Source organism: Paenibacillus sp. PK3_47 (assembly GCF_023520895.1).
In the GTDB taxonomy this organism is placed as follows: Bacteria; Bacillota; Bacilli; order Paenibacillales; family Paenibacillaceae; genus Paenibacillus_AQ.
In genome coordinates, this window is record NZ_CP026029.1 from 2,328,947 (window position 1) to 2,348,643 (window position 19,697).

17 protein-coding genes are annotated in these 19,697 nt (G+C 54.8%); 6 read left to right on the forward strand and 11 right to left on the reverse strand.

The annotated features are described in order from the left end of the window. Positions 1-42: 42 nt before the first annotated feature. Complete coding sequence (locus C2I18_RS10480; protein WP_249901122.1) at positions 43-738, reverse strand: TorD/DmsD family molecular chaperone; 696 nt, start codon at positions 736-738, stop codon at positions 43-45. 339 nt (positions 739-1,077) lie between these two features. Here C2I18_RS10480 and moaA point away from each other — a divergent pair, with 339 nt between their 5' ends. Then, positions 1,078-2,079: a GTP 3',8-cyclase MoaA gene (moaA, locus tag C2I18_RS10485; RefSeq protein WP_249901123.1), complete on the forward strand. Its 1,002-nt coding sequence runs from the start codon at positions 1,078-1,080 to the stop codon at positions 2,077-2,079. A 139-nt stretch (positions 2,080-2,218) separates the two neighbouring features. Here moaA and C2I18_RS10490 read toward each other — a convergent pair whose 3' ends face one another. Beyond that, a complete protein-coding gene (locus tag C2I18_RS10490) occupies positions 2,219-2,830 on the reverse strand; it encodes a LysE/ArgO family amino acid transporter (protein ID WP_249902075.1) in 612 nt (203 codons plus the stop codon). Between the two features lie 231 nt (positions 2,831-3,061). On the opposite strand from C2I18_RS10490, the gene C2I18_RS10495 reads away from it, so the two are divergent. Next, positions 3,062-4,588 (forward strand): aminotransferase-like domain-containing protein, encoded by a 1,527-nt coding sequence (locus C2I18_RS10495; protein ID WP_249901124.1) that lies wholly within the window; start codon positions 3,062-3,064, stop codon positions 4,586-4,588. Between the two features lie 66 nt (positions 4,589-4,654). Beyond that, entirely contained in the window at positions 4,655-5,260 is a 606-nt protein-coding gene (locus tag C2I18_RS10500) for a TetR/AcrR family transcriptional regulator (protein ID WP_249901125.1), read from the forward strand. On the opposite strand, the gene mobA is transcribed toward C2I18_RS10500, so the two are convergent. After that, positions 5,216-5,857, reverse strand: coding sequence for a molybdenum cofactor guanylyltransferase (mobA, locus tag C2I18_RS10505; RefSeq protein ID WP_249902076.1), 642 nt, complete (start codon positions 5,855-5,857; stop codon positions 5,216-5,218). The two genes, C2I18_RS10500 and mobA, sit on opposite strands and share 45 nt — an antisense overlap. A gap of 153 nt (positions 5,858-6,010) precedes the next feature. Here mobA and C2I18_RS10510 point away from each other — a divergent pair, with 153 nt between their 5' ends. Continuing rightward, positions 6,011-7,249, forward strand: coding sequence for an MFS transporter (locus C2I18_RS10510; protein ID WP_249901126.1), 1,239 nt, complete (start codon positions 6,011-6,013; stop codon positions 7,247-7,249). Positions 7,250-7,324: 75 nt separating this feature from the next. Here C2I18_RS10510 and C2I18_RS10515 read toward each other — a convergent pair whose 3' ends face one another. Then, positions 7,325-9,040, reverse strand: a complete 1,716-nt coding sequence (locus tag C2I18_RS10515) for a glutamine--tRNA ligase/YqeY domain fusion protein (RefSeq protein WP_249901127.1) — start codon at positions 9,038-9,040, stop codon at positions 7,325-7,327. A gap of 198 nt (positions 9,041-9,238) precedes the next feature. Here C2I18_RS10515 and C2I18_RS10520 point away from each other — a divergent pair, with 198 nt between their 5' ends. Both C2I18_RS10520 and C2I18_RS10525 read left to right on the forward strand, forming a co-directional pair. Continuing rightward, positions 9,239-9,484 carry a DUF2164 domain-containing protein gene (locus C2I18_RS10520; RefSeq protein WP_249901128.1) on the forward strand — a complete coding sequence of 82 codons (246 nt, stop codon included), beginning with the start codon at positions 9,239-9,241 and terminating at the stop codon, positions 9,482-9,484. 39 nt (positions 9,485-9,523) lie between these two features. Continuing rightward, positions 9,524-10,072: a GNAT family N-acetyltransferase gene (locus C2I18_RS10525; RefSeq protein WP_249901129.1), complete on the forward strand. Its 549-nt coding sequence runs from the start codon at positions 9,524-9,526 to the stop codon at positions 10,070-10,072. Between the two features lie 139 nt (positions 10,073-10,211). Here C2I18_RS10525 and C2I18_RS10530 read toward each other — a convergent pair whose 3' ends face one another. The 7 genes from C2I18_RS10530 to C2I18_RS10560 form a co-directional block, all read right to left on the reverse strand. After that, positions 10,212-10,865, reverse strand: a complete 654-nt coding sequence (locus tag C2I18_RS10530) for an MOSC domain-containing protein (protein ID WP_481857931.1) — start codon at positions 10,863-10,865, stop codon at positions 10,212-10,214. Beyond that, positions 10,831-11,361 carry a GNAT family N-acetyltransferase gene (locus tag C2I18_RS10535; RefSeq protein ID WP_249901131.1) on the reverse strand — a complete coding sequence of 177 codons (531 nt, stop codon included), beginning with the start codon at positions 11,359-11,361 and terminating at the stop codon, positions 10,831-10,833. Before C2I18_RS10535 ends, C2I18_RS10530 begins: the two co-directional genes overlap by 35 nt. Positions 11,362-11,438: 77 nt before the next feature. Next, the gene (locus C2I18_RS10540; RefSeq protein ID WP_249901132.1) at positions 11,439-12,656 is read right to left on the reverse strand and encodes an MFS transporter; all 1,218 of its coding nucleotides are present in this window, start codon (positions 12,654-12,656) and stop codon (positions 11,439-11,441) included. A 101-nt stretch (positions 12,657-12,757) separates the two neighbouring features. Then, positions 12,758-14,851: a molybdopterin-containing oxidoreductase family protein gene (locus C2I18_RS10545; protein WP_249901133.1), complete on the reverse strand. Its 2,094-nt coding sequence runs from the start codon at positions 14,849-14,851 to the stop codon at positions 12,758-12,760. Positions 14,852-15,193: 342 nt separating this feature from the next. Continuing rightward, positions 15,194-16,021, reverse strand: coding sequence for a formate/nitrite transporter family protein (locus tag C2I18_RS10550; protein ID WP_249901134.1), 828 nt, complete (start codon positions 16,019-16,021; stop codon positions 15,194-15,196). A 240-nt stretch (positions 16,022-16,261) separates the two neighbouring features. Then, positions 16,262-17,626: an FAD-dependent oxidoreductase gene (locus C2I18_RS10555; RefSeq protein ID WP_249901135.1), complete on the reverse strand. Its 1,365-nt coding sequence runs from the start codon at positions 17,624-17,626 to the stop codon at positions 16,262-16,264. Between the two features lie 312 nt (positions 17,627-17,938). Next, positions 17,939-19,573 carry a formate--tetrahydrofolate ligase gene (locus C2I18_RS10560; protein ID WP_249901136.1) on the reverse strand — a complete coding sequence of 545 codons (1,635 nt, stop codon included), beginning with the start codon at positions 19,571-19,573 and terminating at the stop codon, positions 17,939-17,941. Between the last annotated feature and the right edge of the window lie 124 nt (positions 19,574-19,697).

Here is a 19,697-nt window from a genome sequence, read left to right on the forward strand (position 1 = left end):
CGCCTTCTTGTTGTATGTGTATTTGTTACCGCAGCAGGCAGACTAAGCCATCTCTGCAGCACTGCTCTCCAGGTAAGACTTCCAGGCCTTCAGCATCTGCAGATCCTGCGGCAGGAATTCCTCCAGCATATGGCTCAGACCGAGATACAGCGGGCTGCTGGTCACGGCGTTCAAGCGTTCGCAGAACTGCGGTGTCCATTTCAGCAGATGCTCCTCCAGAAATGCCTCCTGGATTTCCAGCAGTTCCATGGCACTTCTGACTGAGAAGCTGTTAAACAGCATCCGTTCATGCATGACAGCCATGAATTCCAGCTCAATACTGATATGGTCATCAGCTTCACCGCTGCATTTCTTGAACACGATGCCGGCAGAAGCATATACGTCCGAAATCACGTTGCAGAACTCCTTCTCACGGCCCAGCTGCGCTGCTTCACGCGGCGCAAAGCTGCTCACCGCAAGCTCATTCATCAGCCGGTTATACTCCAGGCTCTCCTTCTCGCAGATCTGCGGCAGCATAGCGGGCTCCTGGCTGCAGAGGTAGCGCTTCAACTCCCGTCCGCCTTCTGTCATTTCCGCGGCGGTCCCCATCTGGCGGTTACGGCTCCACTGTGCAACCAGTGAAAGCGACGGCTTTCTTCCATAAAAATCTACCAGTATCTGATATATTAATCCCCGGCTTTCCAGCCAACGGCTAAAGGCCTCCGGCACGACAAGCGATGGAACGGTTGGTATAGTCATTTTGCAAATCCTCCCTAATGGTTTTACCGGGCGCAGTTGACGACTGGCCTCCGCGCACCTTCGGTATCATAGCTGTACTCTTCGCAAAAATGCAAGCAAAATTGAATTCAATTCTTATACTTAAATTATATCGAATATGTTAAGCGCTTTCGGTGAGCATTTTATGGCTATTCCCAGGAATTGTCGTACTTCTGTCAAATTTAGACTCTGCCTTCGGTCTTCGGTCAGCTATCATTTAGGTTGTTCTTTTCCGCCACTTTGTGCATTGACGCCGGAGAAACCAGTCTTTAAAATTTAAAATAGATCAGAACTAATACTGCATTTGAAGGGAGCATCGCTATGGAGCCGCTGACGGACCCTTTTGGGCGTTTACATGATTACCTCCGCATTTCGGTTACAGACCGCTGCAACCTGCGCTGCATTTATTGTATGCCGGCGGAAGGAATGCAATTCCAGCCGCAGGACGAGATTATGAGTTATGAGGAAATTACCGCTGTAGTGAAGGCGCTGGCGCCGCTCGGGCTGCGCAAGGTCCGGCTGACCGGCGGCGAACCGCTTGTGCGCAAGGACCTGGAGAACCTTGTAGCCATGATTTCGGCCATTCCCGGCATAGATGATATTTCGCTTACTACTAACGGGCTTATGCTCCCGGCCAAAGCAGCTGTGCTGAAGCAGGCAGGCCTGTCCCGGATCAATATCAGCCTGGATTCACTCCGCCAGGACCGCTTTGCCATGATTACTCGCGGCGGGGATGTCGCCAAGGTGCTTAAGGGAATTGAGGCTGCCGAAGCTGCAGGGCTCTCGCCGATTAAGCTGAATGTCGTACTGATGAAAGGCATCAACGATGATGAGATCAAGGATTTTATCTCGCTGACCCTGAACAGTCCGCTGAATGTAAGGTTCATTGAATATATGCCGATCGGCAGTGCCAGCGATTCCTGGCGCCAGACTTACCTGCCGCTGGAGACCGTGATTCAGGCGTGCACAGAAGCGGGCTGGGCAACCGAGGAAGCCGATATGCCCTCAGGCAACGGACCCTCGCAGAACCGGCGTGTTCTGGGGGCGCAGGGCACCTTCGGGCTGATCCACCCGGTAAGCGAGCATTTCTGCGACAACTGCAACCGGCTGCGGCTTACCGCAGACGGTCATATCAAGGCCTGCCTCTATTGGGCGGATGAATATAATGTACGGCCGCTGACGGGCGACCCTGCGGCGGTGCAGGCGCTGTTCCGCCAGGCGCTCGGCAACAAGCCGCATAACCACGAAATGGCGCTGGCCCTGGAGAAAAAGGCGCAGAGCCACACCCCGACCGCCCGGCGCATGTCCCAGATCGGCGGCTGACCCTTCGTGTAAACCAAACAGCAGCCCTTCCTCAGCGGAAGGGCTGCTTGTGTTTTTAACATATCAGAAAGTATATATTGGGGGTCCCGGCAAAGTGCCTGAATCGCATTGAAGCAAAGCTTCACTTTGTGGGGATTTTTTATAATGACTCCCGCAACTGCATACCCATATAAACGGCAATTCCCCAGATCAGCACAGCAGAGGCCTTGTTAAGCAGCCTGATTCCCTTGCCTGACGAATCCGCTTTGCCAAGCAGCCTGCCGGCTGCCGCAAGACCCAGGAACCATATCCAGGAGACCCCCGCCGTTGCAGCGGCGAACGCCCACCGTTCAGCACCGCCATATTGCAGGGAATTCGTGCCGATGACGCCTACAGTATCCATAAGTGCATGCGGGTTCAGCAGTGAGACGGATAACGCATACCCCACCTGTCCTTTGAGCGACAGCCTTTTAGCCTCCCCTTCCGCCGGAGCTGCACTCCATATTTTCCAGCCCATAATGAACAGAAATACCATCCCCGCACTGTAAATGACCGGCGTAAGCCAGTCCAGCGAGAGAATAACCAGTGAGACTCCGCCGACCGCAGCGGCAATCAGAAGCGTATCGCATATGGCCGCTGTCACAATAACAGGCAGCGCACTGCGGAAGCGCGGATGCAGCGCCCCCTGATTAAATACGAATATATTCTGCACCCCAAGCGGTAAAATAAGCCCAAAGGCCAGTATCATGCCATGTATTATTGCTTCCTTCATAACTGCATTCTTCACCTGCTTCTTGATTTATATAGAGATGTCTACCGGCCTGCCGGCATCCGGAACCGCACTTCTGATAGTACCCCCGAACAGCCGCGCGGTAACCATCCAAACTTAGGCACACTACCCAACCAAGTGTAAAACAGCAGGCGAAACATGCTATAATTTCAATTGAAATGTATAGCACGGACCGGTCTATTATTGCATTTTTTCATAAAAGGAGGCTGTCCCTTGTCTAACCAGTACCGCCCGGATTATTCACCGGCTAACCTGAACGGGCTCTGGCGGCCTGATCCCGCTCTGCCGCTGCCGCTGCACAGTCAGATTACCGCCTATTTCAGAGACCAGATCATGAGCGGGGCCCTGCCGGCAGGCACGAGGCTGGAACCGCAGCGTGAGCTGTGCCGCCGGTTCGGCGTTAACCGCAGCACGGTGGTGACTGCGCTCGGCCAGCTGGCTGCATTAGGGCTGATCGAAGGAAGGCGGGGCGGCGGAACACGGGTCACGGCGCAAAGCGCTGCAGGGACTTCCGCCGATCCAGGCCCCGGTGTCAGCGGGATACCGGTCTTACAGCAGTCCGGCAGCTGGAATGATTATGTGGAGGAGGGCAGCCACTATCCTAATCTGCCTGCCGTGCAGGCAATCAACAGGCTGGAGTATGAGCCGGGACTGATCCGGCTTGGTACCGGAGAGCCGGCTCCGGAGCTGCTGCCCGTTGAAGCCATGGGCCGGGTGCTTGCCGAGCTCTCGCAGAAGGGGATGCCGCCGCTCTCCTATGAGGAGCCGCTGGGCAGTTCCGGGCTGCGCAGCGCCATCAGCCGTGAGCTGGAAAAGAGCGGAATCGAAGCTGATCCGGCTTCGATTCTCATTACCTCAGGCGCGCTGCAGGGCCTGCAGCTTATTGCACTCGGGCTTCTGCCCCGCGGCTCGACCGTTCTGCTCGAGAAGCCCTCTTACCTCTATTCCATTCACGCCTTTCAGTCAGCCGGCGTGAAGTTCAGCGGCCTGCCGGTGGATGATGGCGGCCTGGTGCTGAAGCGCCTGGCCCCGGAAGCGCGGCGGACCCGGGCAGCGATGCTCTATACCATCCCCAGCTTCCATAATCCTACGGGGCTGCTGATGGATGCCGGGCGGCGTGAAATGCTGATGGATACAGCGGAAGCACTCCGCCTTCCGGTTCTTGAGGACGGCGCTTACCAGGAGCTGTGGCTGGATGCTCCGCCTCCGCCTCCCTTGAAGGCAATGGACAGCAAAGGCAGCGTGCTCCATCTCGGCACCCTGTCGAAGGCCGCCAGTCCCGGACTGCGCATCGGCTGGATTGTCGGTCCGGAGCCTGTAGTCCGCAGGCTGGCCGATATCAAAATGCAGACGGATTACGGCGCAAGCTCCCTGTCACAGCTTGCTGCTGCCAGGTGGCTGGATGGCGGTTATCATGAAGAGCATCTGCTGCTCCTGCGCCGGAAACTCCGCCGGCGGCGTGACTTCATGCTTCAGCTGCTGCAGGCCCATTTCACAGGCTTGGCCTCCTGGAGCATTCCTGCCGGGGGCTTTTATATCTGGCTGTCGCTGAACTGGCCCATTCCCCAGCGCCGTCTGTTCGCAGCAGCATTACGGGCCGGACTGCTGCTGAACAGCGGCGATCTGTATGACCGCAGCGACAGCAGCCATCTCCGGCTGTCATACGCTTTTGCCTCTTTTGAAGAAATGGAGTCAGGAATGAAGAGATTGGCCGGAATTGTAAAAGGGGCACTTAACTGACATTAATCAATTTTTGTCACCCGAAGGGGATTATGATAAGCTGAGTTTCTGGAAGGGAGTTATGCAGTGAACAGATCAGGATCTTTTTTAAGCCGGATGGAGATATTGGATGCGGCTGAACAGACGCTGCGCCGATATGGTCCGGGCAAAGCCTCGGTCACGGATGTCGCCAAGCTGCTGGGGGTGAGCCACGGCACGCTGTACAGGCATTTTCCGAGCAAGGCTGCGTTAAGAGAGGCTGTAACCGAGAGGTGGCTCGAGGAGAAAATTGTTGCCCCGCTGGCTGAACTGGCCGGCTCTGCAGCGGACAACCCTTTGGAACAGCTTCACCAGTATATCGTCAGGCTGATAGAGCTGAAAGTTCATTATGCCACCCAGGATTACGAGATGTTCAGAATGTACGCTGCGGTTACCGAAGAGGCCGCTGATCTGGTTGAGGCCCACATTGAGCGGATTATCAGCCAGATCAGCATCATCCTGAACCGCGGCATTGAGCAGGGAGTGATCCTGCAGCTGACCGGGACTACGGCGCTGGCCCGTTCTGTTTTCCATGCGACGGCCCGGTTCCATCATCCCTCCCATGCGTATGAGTGGCACAGCAGCAGCATCAGCCGGGAGTTTGATGAGTTATGGAGCCTGCTGGTCAGAGGTCTGGCTGCCACCGTGAAGTAGGGACGCAGCCTCATAATCGTCCGGTGTATTCATATTCAGCAGTCCGGCTTCAAAGGCACGGAAGTCTCCCGGATACTCTTCTGCGCGGACGTAGTGTACAGCAAGCCCGGCCAGCCAGTCCATTACCCGGAGATGTCCGGTCTGCAGCGCCCGGTCCAGATCAGGAAGGACGCTGTGATGGTACAAAGCCAGCAGCGGCTGGACCTTGCCCGCAGCATTTACGGGCACTATGGCCTGCAGTGTGTTCGGACCTGCGGGACAGGCAGCTGCAAGCTCCGCCATATACCGGAACAGCGCCCCGGGAGCCAGCGGCAGATCGCAGGCCAGTGCGGCGGTCCATGCTGTGCGTGATTCCTGCAGTGCGGCATGCAGACCGGCGAGCGGTCCTTGACCGGGATACCGGTCCGGGACCATGGTTAAATTAAGAAACCGGTATTCCTCCCGCTCCGCCCCGCCGCAGGCAATAAGCACAGGGTCCGCAAGCTGCGACAGCAGCTCTGCGCTGTGCGAGATCAGCGGGATGCCTGCCAGCTTCAGCAGCGCTTTGTCAGCGCCCATCCGCCGCGATCGGCCGCCGGCCAGAATAACGCCTGTCATCTTCAACAGTATCCACCACTTTTCTATATATTTTTGTTAATAAGCTCAAAAGTTGGTTTGTATCCCTTTTCAACAAATGTTACAGTGATAAAAAGGGCCTGTCTAGGCCGCAGCAATGCATGCAAGGCATCTGGCGGGAAAGGAGTGCCCAATTTGCGGGAGAACCTTAATAAGCAGCTTTCCTTCACCTCTCTGAAATGGTTCAACTTCTTTGTGTATGGAACTGTCGTTCTTTTCACCAGCTTCTTCCCCCTTTATCTGCAGGATGTCGGGATGAACAAGCTGGAAATCGGGAGTTTGATGTCAGTAGGTGCACTCGTATCAATTATTGCCAACCCTTTCTGGGGCATATGGAGTGACCGCTATCAGAATTTACGGCGGATTGTCCTCGTCATGCTGACAGGGACGCTGGTCCTGTCCCAGCTCGTTTTTCAGGCGCATACATATGAAATGATTTATGTCTCTATCCTGTTTTTCTATTTCTTTCAGGGTCCGCTGTTCGCGGAGAGCAACACGATGATTCTCAGCTATATTCAAGGCACGGGCCACCGCTTCAGCTCTTTCCGGCTCTGGGGCTCGCTGGGCTGGGCCCTGACTGCAATTCTCGCAGGCCCGGTGATCGGCTGGGCCGGCGTTTCGGTGCTGTCCTATCTTTTTGCGGCGCTGATCTGTGCAGCCATGCTTGCACTCGTTGCGCTGCCGAAGCTGGATCATTCCATCGGAACCGCACCGCTGCCGTTCAAAGGCTTCCGTCAAATCTTTTATAATCCGTTTTTTCTGTGCTTTATCTTTTTTGGCATTCTGGTATCTATCCCCAATACAATGAACAATACCTTTGTGTCGCTGTATATTACCGAGCTTGGCGGCAGCAAATCAATGATCGGCTTCGCCGTATTCCTCTCCTCTATTCTGGAGATGGCTGTACTGCTGCTCTGCGACCGTTTTTTGAAGCGCAGAATCCCGGTGCTGCTGGGCTTGCTGGCACTTGTCAGCATCCTGTTCGTCATCCGCTGGTGGCTGATGGCCGGTGCGACAACACCGCTGCAGGTCGCTTTTATTCAGATTCTGCACTGCATTACGTTCGGCGGCTTCTTCTATGTCGGGACACAGCTGACCATGCTGCTCGTTCCGCGTCCGTACCGTTCCTCGGGACAAGCTCTTTATACGCTGACCTGGAGCGGGATATCCGGCATTCTCGGCGGTGTTCTCGGCGGATGGCTGTATCAGAATCTGGGGGCCCAGAGCATGTATCAATCCGGTGTTTTTCTTGCCCTCATCGGCTCGCTCGGCTTTGGCTGCATGTGCCTGTTCATCAGCGGCGGCGGCTACGGGCCTTCCCGCGGGCAGGAGGACGAGATTACGGATATTGAGCTTGAACAGTATCCCCGCTGATCTTACAGCATACATAATAAAGCAGGCTTGGCTTCCCGGAGGAGGCCAAGCCTGCTTTATTATACCGGGCCCGGCTCAGCCCTGCTTAGGAGGCTGGAACGAGCTTTTCAGTGATACTACAAGATTGAATACTGGATGTCCGGGTGTAGAATATTTGCTGTCCACATTAAAATAGCCATGGCGGAAGAACTGGAACTTGTCATGCGGCACGCTGTCCTTGAGGCCCGGCTCGACAAATCCCTGGAGAATCTCGATCGATTTCGGATTCAGCTGATCCAGGAAGCTCGGCTCCGGTTTGTCCCCGGAAACTTCCATTCCCTCGACCTCAGCCTCCTGCTCCGCTTCCTCGGCAGAGATCAGCGGCTCATACAGGCGGAACTCGGCCGGCACAGCCTGGCTGGCATCGACCCAGTGCAGCGTACCCTTAACCTTGCGGCCGGTAAATCCGCTGCCGCTCTTGGTCTCCGGATCATACGTGCAGTGCAGCTCAACAACTTCGCCGTTCTCATCCTTGATCACATCGTTGCACTTGATGAAGTAGGCATGCTTCAGGCGAACCTCGTTGCCGGGGAAGAGGCGGAAATACTTGCTCGGCGGATTCTCCATGAAGTCATCGCGTTCGATATAGATCTCACGGGAGAACGGAATCTGCCGGTTGCCCATTTCCTCATTCTCCGAGTTGTTCTCTGCTTCGAGCAGTTCGCTCTCGCCTTCCGGATAGTTCGTGATGACCACCTTGAGCGGGCGCAGAACAGCCATGGTCCGCGGTACGGTCAGCTTGAGATCCTCGCGGATGAAATGCTCCAGCATCTGCAGATCGACCAGCCCCTGGCTCTTGGAGATCCCGGTTTCATGCACGAAGCTGCGGATAGCTTCCGGAGTATATCCCCGGCGGCGAAGCCCGGAAATCGTCGGCATGCGCGGATCATCCCAGCCGTCTACATGACCCTCGTCCACCAGCAGCTTCAGCTTGCGCTTGCTGGTTACGGTCTGGGCCAGGTTAAGCCGCCCGAATTCATACTGGCGGGGAACTGCCGGCATTTCACATTCCTCAACGACCCAGTCATAGAACGGGCGCTGGTCTTCGAACTCAAGGGAACAAAGGGAATGGGTCACGCTCTCAATGGCATCCTCAAGCGGATGCGCATAGGTGTACATCGGATAGATGCACCATTCATCACCGGTATTGTGGTGATGGGAGTGGGTAATCCGGTAAATGACCGGATCACGCAGGTTGATGTTCGGTGAGGACATGTCGATTTTGGCACGGAGCACCTTTTCGCCGTCTTTGAATTCACCTGCACGCATGCGGCGGAACAGGTCCAGATTCTCCTCTACGCTCCGCTCACGGTAAGGGCTGTTCTGTCCGGGCTGCGTCAGCGTACCGCGGAATTCGCGGATTTGATCCGCACTGAGATCATCCACATAAGCTTTGCCTTTTTTGATCAGCAGTTCTGCCCGCTCGTACATTTCCCCGAAATAATCGGAGGCAAACCGCATTTCTTCCCATTCATAGCCGAGCCACTTTACATCCTCCTGAATGGAGTTGACGTATTCCAGATCCTCTTTGACAGGATTGGTATCGTCGAATCTCAGATGGGTTTTGCCGCCGAATTCATCGGCCAGCGTAAAGTTGATCCAGATCGCCTTGGCATGACCGATATGTAAATAACCGTTCGGCTCCGGCGGAAAGCGGGTGATGACTTCCTTGACCTTGCCCGAGCGGAGATCTTCAGTTATAACGTTCTTGATGAAATTGGAGGGTGTTCCACGGTTCTCCACAGTTATCAACCTTTCGCTTCTGTATTGTTCTACTATCTTGTATGAACATGTTTCCTACTAATATACCCGTTAACTGAAGAATGTTCAATAAAATGGCTAACGCCGGAGTGCTGCGCAGACCTTTTGACTTCTCTCCCGGTGATAGAGTAGCATTGGATTTATAAAGCTATATTCCAAGTTTATCTACATAAAAGGGGGCCTTAATTCATGAAACCGGTCAAGCTGCCCAAAGAACAGCGTGAGATCATAACAGAGAATATCCGTGCCTACTTCGAAATGGAACGCGGGGAAACCATCGGCCATCTGGCGGCGGATAATCTGCTGGAGTTTTTCCTGAAGGAGCTGGGCCCGGCCATCTACAACGGAGCGCTGAGCGACTGCCGTATGCTGGCCGTACAGCGGATGCAGTCTCTGGAAGAGGATATTTACGCGCTCGAATGGAAAAAGCGTTAACCATGATATCAGGCCTAGCGCCGGAGAGGAGACAGCAGCTTGTTTAATTATGTCATAGATGAAGAGCTTGTGCTGAAACTGCTGATGCCGGAGCATGCCCGTCATATGTACCCGCTGGTTGAACGTTCACGGGAGCGGCTCAGGCAGTGGCTGCCTTGGGTGGACGGCGTGACCGAACAAGCCCATATCGATGCTTTTGTTAAAAATGCGGTCAGACAGGGCAGCGAGAACGGCGGCTTTACTGCCGGACTGTGGGTCCGGGAGGAGCTGGCCGGGATTATCGGCTACCATGAGATCGACTGGCAGAACCGCTCTGCAGGCATCGGCTACTGGCTCGGGGAAGGTTATGAAGGCAAAGGATACATGACCAGCGCCTGCCGGGTCTTTGCCGATTATGCGCTGCTGGAGATGGAGCTGAACCGGATTGAAATCCGCTGCGCTACCGGAAATCTGCCCAGCCGGGCAATTCCTGAACGGCTGGGCTTTATCTTCGAAGGGGTGATCCGCCAGGCGGAGAAGCTGCCGGCCGGATATGTGAACCATGCCGTGTACGGGCTGCTGCGCAGCGAATGGAAGCTTCTCAGCTGAACCGGAGACAGCAATTCCCTGCGGGCACTTAGCTTTTAAGCGCCAAATAGCCTGGAGGCTTGTCCTCCAGGCTATTTGGCTGCGCGGCTCCCGGCAAATTGCCGTAATTATCAGCTGTGCTTTGAACCAGGATGCTGACTTACTCCCGCTCAAGCCATGTCCGGAAATCCTCGCGGATCTCCCCTGTCAGCGCACTGATCTCAGCCAGCTCCCCGAGATCCGACTTATCCTTCCGGCCGACCTCCATCGCCTTGAGCACGCGCCGGACGTTAATGCCTTCTTCTCCGGACCCTGTCTTGATGACAGTGTCACCGGCAACAATCTCGCCCCCGCGCAGTACGCGGAAATAGAAGCCGCTGTAGCCCGTAGCCAACACCTTGGCCGGCATATCATTTGCACCATGCTTCTGTGACAGCTTGAAGCACGGGAAGCGCGGCTGGCTCACCTGCAGCACTGCCGACCCGATTTCATACACATCTCCGATACATACCTCGGTTTCCAGCAGTCCGCTGACCGTGAGGTTCTCCCCGAAGGCGGAATAATCCAGTTTTTTGCCGAGCTGCTCCTCCCAATAGGCATAATGCTCAATGGGATAGACACAGACTGCCTTGTCAGGACCTCCGTGATTGATCCGGTCGGCCTGGCCGTCCCCGTCAAACCCTTCCGCCCCGAGCTGCACCGGACCGGCTGCCGGATTCTTGTAGATCCCTGTCTCCAGCGGCTTGCCGCGGTAATCAACCGTTACCGGCTTACCTACGTTAAGTGAAACGACTTCCATCTGCATCCCCTCCAGTCAGCATACAGTACATAAATACTTCGTCGACATAATGCCCGCCAAGATAAAATTCTTCCCTCAGCCGGCCCTCTTCACAAAAACCGCATCTGCGGTAGAACGACAGGGCGGTCTCATTGCTTGACAGTACCCGCAGGCGGAGCTTGCGGATTCCGTTCGCCGCAGCATGCCGCTTGATGGCCGCAACCAGCTGAGTGCCGATGCCCTGCCGCTGAAACCGCGGATGCACGGCAATATTGATCTCGCACACATGCCGGTGGGATTCCATTCCGGTAGGGCAGCCGAAGCCCACATATCCGCACACTTCCCCGTCCTTCAAGGCTACCAGCTGCGAACCCGGCGGGGCATGCAGCAAATAATCCTCCCGGGAACGCCACATTAGCGGCCCCGGGGTTGTCTCTTCCGTCCAGATCATATGATCCAGAATGATCAGCTCACGGGCATCCCTGATTTCCGAAGGACGGATCGTAAGCGAGCCCCCGTTAATTTGCTGCATAACTGCTCCACCCCTTGCCTTACCTCTGATTCTCTCTCTGGTCTATAAGCTTTTCCGGTTTGTTCCGGTCTTGTCCATTATACCGCACTTTGCTCCAGAGTACGGGCTGAACGGTTAGCATAAGCGTGGAATACAAAGAACCCTACCGCCAGCACCGCCATAGCACAGGCCAGCCATCCGGTGGGCGCAAGCCCGCCCTGGTCGAACAGGCCGCCCATCAAAGCGGGGCCGATTACCCGGCCAACCGCCCCTATTCCCCCGCTGAGCCCCAGATAGAACGGTGCATTGCGCCCGGCGGCCTCCGAGATAAAGGCTGGTGTTGCCGGCGAAATCAGCATTTCACCGAGCGTTGCCAGTGTCATCGCCAGCACCAGGCCGGGATAAGTCGGCATCAGCAGAATAACTGCGTATCCGCTGAGGTAGAACACGGCGCTTGCCGTCATCTGGGCATTGGAGGTTCCGGCGAACCACCGTTTGATTAGGCTTACCACAGGCTGGGCGGCAAAGATCAGAATCCCGTTGAGTGTCCATAAAAAGCTGTAGAGGCTCTTGGACCAGCCTTCCGAAATGATAAACGGCGATACGCCAGTATTCCAGACCGAGTTGCCGATCAGCAGAAACATCGTACCCAGCGACATATACAGATAAATCCGGGTATTGCCCATCAGTCTCCAGCCGGACAGTTCACGGTGCGGCGTTCTGCGCGGCACTTCCCCCTGCACAGGCACACTGCTGATTTTCCGCAGATAAAATAAGAAAAACACAGCAAATACCGCAGAGGTCATCCCATTCATCACAAAGCTCAGCATATAGGATATGTCGGCCAGAAAACCGCTGAGTATGGTCCCCAGCGCCACCCCGATGTTATTCGCGACATAGATGATATTGAACAATTCGGCGCGCCGTTCCGAGAAGCGGAAGCCGACAAACGCCTGTATGGCAGGCTGGGCCATAGAGTTGAACAGTCCGACCAGGCCCATAATGACCATGAACACATACCAGTTCAGGCTCGCGGCAGGCAGTGCGAATAACGCCAGTGCATTCATGGCCAGCGCGCCGACAATGAGGCGTTTAACCCCCAGCTTATGATACAGCGAGCCGCCCAGCAGCTGTCCGGCAATGCCTCCAAGCGACTGGATGGCAATAACAATCCCGGCCTCCTGCATGCTGCGTCCCAGTTCCTCAAACACATACATTGTCACAAGCGGCCACATCAGCGCACTGCCGGTCGCATTGACGAGACTTGCGATCAAAAATACTTTAACTTCCCTAGGATAGTCCTGCAAAAACTTCATGGCTTGTCTTTCATCCCCTGTAATCTATGTGTAATCAATTCCATCCAGTATCAGCCCTAAACAGGGTGAAGGGCAAGCCTATGCATCAACGCTTTATCGCGTTATTCTATTGTAGCACTCAAAGCCAGTTCCCGCTTTTTCACTTCTACCGTTGCCGAGAAAAAGGTCGCACCGCCGCCCATATCACTGAGCCGGTCCGGGGTAAGCACATTGACCCGCTGCTTCGTTCCCTTGCCGTCCCACCAAAGCCCCTGGCTGATGACGGTGCCCGGCAGCATTTTGTCCGTAACCATAGCCTTAATTTCTACTATACCTCTGCTGTTATATACAGTGATTTCATCGCCGTCTGCGATGCCCCGGGCTGCCGCATCGCCGGGATGAATCTGCAGCACCGGTTCCTTCTCCAGCTTCCGGTGCTTCTCCACATTCCCGAAGGTGGAATTCAGGAAATTGTGGTTCGGCGGCGAGATGAGCATAAGCGGATATTCGGCGTCCCGCGCCGGCTGCCGGACACCGTCATAACCTTCTTTAAGCGGCGTATAGACAGGCAGCGGCGGCAGTCCGGCCAATTCCATCGCGTTGGAATACAGCTCGATTTTGCCGGAAGGTGTCGGCAGTGTATCCAAATATGCCTCCTGACGCGACATGTCCAGCTTCACGAACCGCTCCGCCTTCAGCCGCTCCAGTGTTACCCCGTTCAGATAAGGGTTACGCGGATAATCCAGCGCCTCCGTGATCATCTCCTCTTCGGACTGGCCAAAGACTTCGGGCTCAAAGCCCATGGCCTGTCCGAGCAGCGAGAACAGCTCCACATTGCTCTTGCATTCACCCTGCCGCTCCAGAACCGGCTCCTGAAGCTGCATATAGTGGTGCCAGTAGGAGCCGTATAAGTCGGTGTTTTCAAAGGTAGAGGTCGCAGGAAGCACGATGTCGGCGTACATTGCCGTATCCGTCATGAACAGATCATGCACGACTGTGAACAGATCCTCCCGGGCAAAGCCTGCCTTGACTTTATCAGCATTAGGCGCCACTACGAGCGGATTGCTGCAGTAGACGAACAGGCTCCTGACCGGCTGATCCTCCTGCCCCAGCACCTCGCCGATGCGGTTCATGTTGATGCTGCGTCCGCGCGGGTTGCTGCGCAGACCCGGCCGGGACAGCTTCCCGGAATTAACAGCACTGTAATAGCTGTTGGACCTGATAGCCCCGCCCCCCGGCTTCTGCCAGGCACCGACAAGCGCCGGCAGGCAGGCGATGCTGCGGACATTCATTCCGCCGTTGTCATGATGCTGCAGACCGTTGCCAATATGGATGTACGGTACCTTGGCTTCGCCGTACATCCTGGCCAGCTGCTCGATATCTTCTGCAGGCACCCCCGTTATCTCCGAGACCAGCTCAGGCGGATACTTACGCGCCTGCTCGCGCAGCTCGTTATGTCCCACGGTGTACTTCTGCAGAAAGGCCTCATCAGTCAGGCCGTCCCGGAACAGGATATGCATCAGGCCAAGTGCCAGTGCTGCATCTGTTCCCGGATAGAGCGGCAGGAACCAGTCGGCCCACTGGGCGGTGCGGTTGCGGTGGACATCGATGACCACGACCTTTGCGCCGCGTTTGCGCGCCTGCTCTGCAAAAATAACCTGATGCATATTCGTGCTGACGATATTGCCGCCCCAGACAATGATCAGATCGGCGTTTACCGTCTCCTCCGGATTGGTTCCCCCTTCCATACCCATGGTGTAATTCCAGCCCGTTACGCCGGCGGCGTTGCAGATTTTGGCGTCCAGCCGGCTGGCGCCCAGCCTGTTAAAGAACCGGCGGTCCATGCCGCCCACGCTAAGTACACCCATATTGCCGTAAAAGTAATAGGGAAGAATGCTCTCCGGACCGTATTCCGCAGACAGCGCTTTATACCGGCCGGCAATCTCCGAAACCGCCTCATCCCAGGTAATCTGTTCAAAGGCCCCGCTTCCCTTCGGGCCTGTGCGGCGCAGCGGGTGCATCAGCCGCTCCGGATGATGCACCCGTCCGGCCATATTGCGCACCTTATTGCAGATCGCTCCCCGGGTAACCGGATGAGCAGGATTTCCTTCGACTTTTACAATCTTCCCGTCCTGCTTATGCACCAGCAGTCCGCAGGTGTCAGGGCAGTCCAGCGGACATACCGCCGGAAAAATGCCGTCGCTGCTATGCTTCAAGGCAGAAGTCCCCCTTATTTTCCAACAGATTATATTTCATGGAATTACTCATCTGTTCATTGTATAGCGGGCTCTTCCGGCCGTAAAGAAAATCACTGCATTCAGCCTGATTCGTTTCTGGTATACCAGGGTAATAAAGAGCATGAAACACTCCCTATTGATTCGCCGTGAGCCCGATTTCGTTCCCCCGAGTCGGATATGCACGGCGAATTTTGTTATGTCTGGATGATCTCCCCAAACCAAAAAACACTCCCTGCTGCTTCCCTAAAGCACGTAGGCCGAAGAGAAAATCACTCAGGAAGTGTTCTGAAGGCCTGCCGATCCGGCTGGCCCGTTCTATCATTAAGCGTGTTTCTTGATGCCGGCTGCCGGAATGTCCTGAGGTGCCGAGACCACAGCCGGAGCCTTGCGCAGATATGCCATATAATAAGCAGCAGCGACGAAAATTGCCCCGCCTGTGAGATTGCCGAGCCAGACAGGAACAAAATTGCCGAAATATTGTCCCCATGTAAAGTGGCCTTCAAATATAGCAGCAGGGATCAGGAACATGTTCGCTACAACGTGCTGGAAGCCGATTGCTACAAAGGCCATCGTCGGGAACCAGATGCCAAGAATTTTGCCGCTGAAATTATCCGCCCCGTAGGAAAGCCATACGGCCAGAGCCACCAGCCAGTTACAGCCGATCCCCGAGACGAAGGCCTGCAGGAAGGTTACATCAATCTTGTGCTCTGCCATATCAATCAGCTTATCCAGGTACACTCCGTCTGCCGTCAGTCCTACCACATGACCGAAGAAATAGGCGACGAACAAGGCGCCTGCCAGATTGCTGACTGTAATCAGCACGAGGTTCTTGACAACATCCCATAATGAGATCTTCTTGGCCAGAAAAGCCAGCGGCACCGCCATCATATTGCCTGTCAGCAGCTCGCCCCCCGCCAGCAGCACCATAATCAGTCCTACCGGGAATACCGCTGCCCCGATAAAATTAGCTATGGAGCCCCATTCAGCCGGTGCACCGGCTATGACGCGAATATCCAGCAAAAATCCGAGCGAAATAAAAGCCCCCCCCAGAAAACCGAGAATGAGCACGGCCGCAAGCGGATTATGAACCTTCTTGATTCCGTTCTCAACCGTTACCTCGGCAATCTGCTGCGGTTTGTTGTATGCCATGATTCCTATCCCCTTTATAATGACTTATTACTTAAAATTTGTTCCTTTATGCCATTGTAGCGTGATCCCAATCACAATTACGTGATAAATATCACCTCAGGAAAGCTCACGTGAAAGTTTTCACTGACATGTCAAATTTACCATAATGGGTTTAACGGGGATGTGCAAAAAGGCATAATCCGCTGAACGAAACAAAAAAAGCCCGGAGCATGAAATGCTCCAGGCTTCGCACTTTATCTGTTATACATTGACTGTTTCCTTAGCTGCGGCAGCTTTAGGCAGCGCCTGAAGTCCTGCAGTGTTGAGGAAGTTCCAAGGCTTGTTGTAGTGCGGCTGGAAGAAGAAATCGATGAAGGCCAGCTGATCCACTGTCATTTTGTTCTGGATGCACACGGACACGGTGTTGATCGATTGCGTAAGGTCCATCTTGGACATGATCTGCGCCCCGAGAATCCGGCGTGTGGCACGTTCGAATACTACTTTGAGCTGCACTTCTTCAAAAGTAGGCATGAACTCCGGACGGTAGTTGTCGGTAATCATGACGCTGTCGGCTTCAATACCTTCCGCCTTCGCTCCGGCTTCGGTCAGACCTGTACCGGCAATGTTGTCCTCATAAATTTTGATCCCCGAAGTGCCTTGTGTTCCCATATAAGGAATGGTCTGAGCCACCAGATTGCGGGCGACCAGCGTACCCATCCGTACAGCGTTAGTAGCCAGCGGGATGTAAGCATGCTTGCCTGTCGGGTTGTAATGGATGGCGCAGCTGTCACCGGCGGCATACACATCCGGAAGGCTGGTCTGCATGTAATCATTGACGATAATAGCGCCGTTAGGCAGCATATCCACCTGGCCCTTCAGCAGCTCTGTATTCGGACGGAAACCGATGCAGAGGATAACCAGATCCGTCTCATGCTCCCCTTTGCTCGTGATGACCTTGGTCACTTTACCGTTTTCTCCGGCAAAAGAACTTACCTTCTCGCCAAGGGCCAGCTTGATTCCGTGATCCTCCAGCGACTTCTCGATCGGTGAAGTGAATTCCTTATCGAGATATTTGCTCAGAATCCGCTCTTCGCCATCAATCAGGGTAACCTGCTTCCCGTTCATTTGAAAAGCTTCCACGAGCTCGACCCCGATGTATCCCGCGCCGATCACAGTGATTCTGTCCACTTTCTGCGCTCTTTCAATAATCGTGTTGGAGTGGGCGTAATTCTTCGACAGCAGGATGCCGTCCAGTTCCATGCCTTCCAGCTTCGGAATAATCGGCCACGAGCCGGTAGTCATAATCAGTTTATCGTAAGTGTCTGTATGCTCCATGCCTGTTGCCAGGTTGCGGGCACGCAGTGTTTTGGCTTCTGTATCTATATTGATAACTTCATGGCGCATATTCATCTTCACGCCCAGTTCGGCAAGCTTCTCCGGCGAGGAGTAGAACAATCCTTGAGCATCCTTTACCACTCCGCCTACATAAAGCGCAATGCCGCATGACAGGAACGACACGTTATCATTTTTCTCGTACACCGTAATTTCGGCATCCGGGTAAAGCTGGGCGGTATTCACAATGGCTGCGGTTCCGGCGTGTGTACATCCAATGACTGCTACTTTCATGATTTCATCCTCCTCCAAATTGGTAAAGCTATTTATTTATTTTCTGGTATTTGTGATTAATTTCACTTTATACATTGATTATATTGTGATTTTTCTCACAACACAAGTGTAATTGTGATTTTTCTCACATTGTTCACAATTTGGATTATCTTCTACATGGTTAGACGCAGTATGTGCAGGCAACACGTTGCTCTAATTGTATTTTACCCAGGCGGGAGGACTTTATATCTTTTTACAGCACGATAAAAAAAACCAATGCCGCGGGAAATCCGCCTGGCACTGGTTTCTCATACAGCAGATCGGGGCAGCCTGCTACTCCAGGCCGTGAATCCTTCCGTCTTCATCCACCTGCAGCCCTTCGGCAGCCGGCCTGGCCGGAAGACCCGGCATGGTCACCATGTTACCGGTAATCACTACAGCAAAGCCGGCACCGAGCGATAAGGTAATGTCGCGGACACCCATGGTGAAGCCTTCAGGCGCACCGAGCAGCCTGGGCTGGTCCGAGAAGGAATACGGCGTCTTGGCCATGCATACCTGCAGATGCTGCAGGCCAAGCTTTTCAATAATAGCCAGACTGCGTTTGGCTGCAGGAGAGAAGGCTACATCGGCGCCGCGGTAAATTTCTGTGACGACTTTATTGATTTTGGCCGGAATATCGAGGTTATCTTCATAAAGCGGTGCAAACCTGCCCCCGTCCTCCCGGTCCAGCAGCTTCTTCAGCTCCAGTGCCAGCTCCAATCCTCCGGCTCCGCCTTCCGCCCAGACCTTTGATACCGCAGCAGGCACACCCAGCCGGCGGCAGGCCTCCAGCACTTCATTGACTTCAGCCGGGGCATCCCCTTCGAAATGATTGAGCGCGACCAGCACCGGAACGCCGAATTTGCCCAGATTCTCGATATGACGCTCCATGTTGGATAGCCCGGAGAGCAGCGCGGCCCGGTTGCCGGCATACAGCTCCTCCTTGCGGACACCTCCGTTGTACTTCAGTGATTTGACCGTTACTACCAGCACAGCTGCAGAAGGGGCAAGTCCAGCCTGGCGGCATTTGATATCCATGAATTTCTCTGCGCCAAGGTCGGCGCCGAATCCGGCCTCCGTTACTACTACATCGCCCAGCTTCAAAGCGTGCCGTGTACCGATTACACTGCTGCAGCCGTGCGCGATATTGGCAAAAGGACCCCCGTGTACAATCACCGGTGTACCTTCAAGAGTCTGTACCAGGTTCGGCTTTACAGCTTCCTTCAGCAGGGCGGTCATCGCCTCCACAGCCCCCACCTCCCTGGCGGTTACCGGCCGGCTGGACTGGTCATACCCGATCAGCATCCGGCCCAGTCTTGCCTTCAGATCAGCCAGATTTTCGCACAGGCATAATACAGCCATAATTTCCGAAGCGGTCGTAATCTGAAAGCCGCTCTCACGAACCGTTCCGTTCCCGTCGCCAAGGCCGGTGACAATGCTGCGCAGGCTGCGGTCATTCATGTCCATGACCCGTTTCCAGACAATACGCTGCGGATCAAGGCCCAGCTCATTGCCCTGGAAAATATGATTGTCGATCATCGCGGACAGCAGATTGTGGGCTGAAGTTACAGCATGAATATCTCCGGTAAAATGCAGATTAATTTCATCTGCCGGAACAATCTGCGCCTTTCCGCCGCCGGTGGCCCCGCCCTTCATGCCGAGGCATGGACCCAGCGAAGGTTCGCGCAGCGCCGCTACAGTCTTCACCCCCGCGGCATTCAGCGCCTGGGCCAGTCCGATGGTTGTTAATGTTTTGCCTTCGCCTGCGGGCGTGGGATTGACGGCTGTGACCAGCACCAGCTTCCCGTCCGGCTTCTGCTTCAGCTCTTCCCAGAGCGAAGGTGCCAGCTTGCTTTTATATTTCCCGTAAAGCTCCAGATGATCTTCATGAATTCCTGCTGCCGATGCCACCTCTGTAATTAACCTCATGCCCTTTTAAAACCCTCCTGCCGTTATTATCCTGCTTCATTCCGCGCTTTATGCAACCGTTTCTGATGGGTTCTGGGTGTAGTTTTTCCTCTTCAAAGGATACAGTGTCCCTGAAAACCGTCAA

Bases quoted from the DNA above. Each gene is read 5' to 3' on its own strand.
- C2I18_RS10480 (WP_249901122.1), bottom strand. From the start codon at position 738: ATGACTATACCAACCGTTCCATCGCTTGTCGTGCCGGAGGCCTTTAGC.
- moaA (WP_249901123.1), top strand. From the start codon at position 1,078: ATGGAGCCGCTGACGGACCCTTTTGGGCGTTTACATGATTACCTCCGC.
- C2I18_RS10490 (WP_249902075.1), bottom strand. From the start codon at position 2,830: ATGAAGGAAGCAATAATACATGGCATGATACTGGCCTTTGGGCTTATT.
- mobA (WP_249902076.1), bottom strand. From the start codon at position 5,857: ATGACAGGCGTTATTCTGGCCGGCGGCCGATCGCGGCGGATGGGCGCT.
- C2I18_RS10520 (WP_249901128.1), top strand. From the start codon at position 9,239: ATGAAACCGGTCAAGCTGCCCAAAGAACAGCGTGAGATCATAACAGAG.
- C2I18_RS10535 (WP_249901131.1), bottom strand. From the start codon at position 11,361: ATGCAGCAAATTAACGGGGGCTCGCTTACGATCCGTCCTTCGGAAATC.
- C2I18_RS10540 (WP_249901132.1), bottom strand. From the start codon at position 12,656: ATGAAGTTTTTGCAGGACTATCCTAGGGAAGTTAAAGTATTTTTGATC.
- C2I18_RS10550 (WP_249901134.1), bottom strand. From the start codon at position 16,021: ATGGCATACAACAAACCGCAGCAGATTGCCGAGGTAACGGTTGAGAAC.
- C2I18_RS10555 (WP_249901135.1), bottom strand. From the start codon at position 17,626: ATGAAAGTAGCAGTCATTGGATGTACACACGCCGGAACCGCAGCCATT.
- C2I18_RS10560 (WP_249901136.1), bottom strand. From the start codon at position 19,573: ATGAGGTTAATTACAGAGGTGGCATCGGCAGCAGGAATTCATGAAGAT.